Annotated in this window: 2 protein-coding genes and 1 pseudogene; 2 read left to right on the top strand and 1 reads right to left on the bottom strand. The window is 69.2% G+C overall.

Going from position 1 to position 2,276, the window contains the following annotated elements:
• Positions 1-808 (top strand): FAD-dependent oxidoreductase (locus ACTIDRAF_RS0213955; RefSeq protein ID WP_016699352.1); only part of this gene is annotated, 808 nt, incomplete at its 5' end.
• Positions 809-1,041: 233 nt separating this feature from the next.
• Positions 1,042-1,197 (top strand): annotated as a pseudogene (locus tag ACTIDRAF_RS32840) (helix-turn-helix domain-containing protein); the annotation flags it as partial.
• A 57-nt stretch (positions 1,198-1,254) separates the two neighbouring features.
• Here ACTIDRAF_RS32840 and ACTIDRAF_RS34230 read toward each other — a convergent pair.
• Positions 1,255-2,276, bottom strand: a 1,022-nt coding sequence (locus tag ACTIDRAF_RS34230) for an NsdA family TPR-like regulatory protein (protein ID WP_211215344.1), incomplete at its 5' end; no start/stop codon positions are given.

The following is a 2,276-nucleotide window of genomic DNA, read 5'->3' as shown; positions in this document are numbered from 1 at the left end:
GGTGCGGCGGCAGTACCTGCCGCACGGCGAACCGATCGCCGCCGGCGTCGTCGGGCTCGCCAACAAACTGATGCTCACCGACGGCCGGGAGTGGGTGCCCCGCAGGTTCCGGCAGGGCATGAACCTGGTGACCGGAGCCGGCCCCTACTCGCTGTTCACCTCCGCCTACCAGCCACCGCCCGGCGCGAAGCGGGTCCTCGCCGACGTCACCGGCCGCACCCCGCCACCGATCGACCAGCCCTACCTGCTCACCGCGCTGGTGTCCGCCCCCGACCACCTGCCCCCGGACATCGGTGGTCTCGGGCCGGACCGCCTGCGTGCCGTCGCGGCCGGCCTCGTCGCCGACTGGCACCCGGTGTTCCGCCGCCTGATCGACGAGTCCGAGGAGGACAGCCGGGGCGTGAGCGTCTTCCGGGTGGCACCCCAGCTGCCGCCCTGGCCGTCGAGCCGGGTGACCCTGCTCGGCGACGCCATCCACGCCGTGCCCGCCACCGGCGGCCTCGGCGGCAACGCGGCGCTGCGGGACGCCCGCCGCCTGACCCAGCTGCTGGCCACGACGACCCACGACCGGCTCCTCGACTCCGTCCGCACCTATGAACGGGACCTCCGGGAGCACGGCTACGCCGCCGTGCGGGACGCGCTCGCGGCGCGGGACCAGATGGTCGCGAGCGGCACCCTGGACACCCTCGTCAGCCGGACCTGGCTGCGGCTCTGCCGGTACGTCGCACCGCTGCGGCGGCACTCCTTCGGGTCCTCCGAGGCCGACGTCAGCCACCCCCGGCCCTGGGAGCTCGCCTCGCCGGCCTGACCTGACGAGGAGGCAGTCGGAGGAGGGCGGTCCACGGTCGGTGGCGGTGATTCACCCGGGACCCGCCACTGACCCGGACCGCTGGTCCGCCCGCTGCCCCGACCCGGGTGTGTACGCGCCCACCTCGCGGATCCCTGTGAAAGGTGGCCGATGGTTGGCGTACCTGGATGGGAGCGCGTCGTCGAACGCTCGTGGCGGGCACCCCGTCCGCTGAGGACGCTGGTCTCGTGGTCATGCGCGGTGCTGGCGACCCACTGAGCATCGGGGAACGAGTGGCCTTCTACCGGCGCCGGCGGGGCCTCGCCCAGGTCGCCCTGGCGGGCATGGTGGGCCGATCCGAGGACTGGTTGAGCAAGATCGAGCGTGGCGAGCGTGGTATCCGCCAGCTTGCTTCCCGACTGAGGCAGGCGTGCGGCCGAGTGAGGGGGGTGGCGCTTCGAGCTCGATCACCCATTGGGGACGGACAGTTGGAGCGTCTCGAGTATGGGTCGCGCGGCTGGGTCTCCGGGATAGAGTTCAAGCGTTTGTCGCCTGGCCTCCTGAGCGAGCATGGCGAAGGGAAGTTGTGAACGCCGACCTTCCTGTTTCGCTTTCTCGATCCACGACACCGCTGACTCGATGTCCCCCGTTCGCAGCGCGGAGATGCCGAGGGTGAACCTGGCTTCCGTTGCCCGCATGGGACTTTTCTCGGTTCCGTCGGGCGCTCGGGACAGGTGTATGACCTCGTGTGCGTGCTCCGTCGCCCGTCGGTTGTCGCCCACCAGTCGGTAGCAGTCCATCGCGTAGAAGTCCCATTTGGTTGGATCGACGACGAAGTGATTTTCGGGCCGAGTGGGGTGATCGTGCCGGGTGAGTAGGCGATATCCCTCGTCCAACGTCCGGTGTACGTGATCTCCTTGCCCCATCCGGGCGTGGGCCTTCGCTGACTGGGCGGCAAGCTGAACGACGACGGAAGAATGGGGAGCCGCCGCGGATCCGGCCTCCGCGTACTGGGCGACGGAGCGTAGGCGGCCTTGCGTGAGCGCGAACCATGCGCTCAACTCGAAGGTCCATCCCACGATCTCGGCGTGTCCGGACTCCTTGCCGATCTGTAGGGCGGCCAGGCGGCTGAGTTCGGCTTGTCTGATATTCCCGAGATCGTATTCCAGGCAGCCAAGAAGCAGGGTGAGCCAACCGGCGTTGACCAGGATGTCCCGATGTTCCCGGAGCGTGGTTGGGCGTTCGAGGAGGTGGGCGCTGTACTCCAACCAGTACATGGTTTCACGGTGCAGTTCACGGGCGTCCCGCCAAGCGTACTCGCAACAGAGCTGCTCGGTGACGAGTTGCATCTGTTCTAGCGTCTGACTACCGACATCGGAGTTGTGAAGGTGTCGCACGACTTCACTCAACCCCCAGGGACGACGGGCCGTCGACGGCGTTGTGGGAGGAAGGGCCGCGCTGCCCGCCGCGCGGGCAGCGGCGGCCAGCG

This window comes from Actinoalloteichus spitiensis RMV-1378, from assembly GCF_000239155.1.
GTDB classification, from domain to species: Bacteria; Actinomycetota; Actinomycetes; order Mycobacteriales; family Pseudonocardiaceae; genus Actinoalloteichus_B; species Actinoalloteichus_B spitiensis.
The sequence above is the reverse complement of the archived record's forward strand: the minus strand, read 5'-3'. Positions and strand labels throughout refer to the sequence as shown.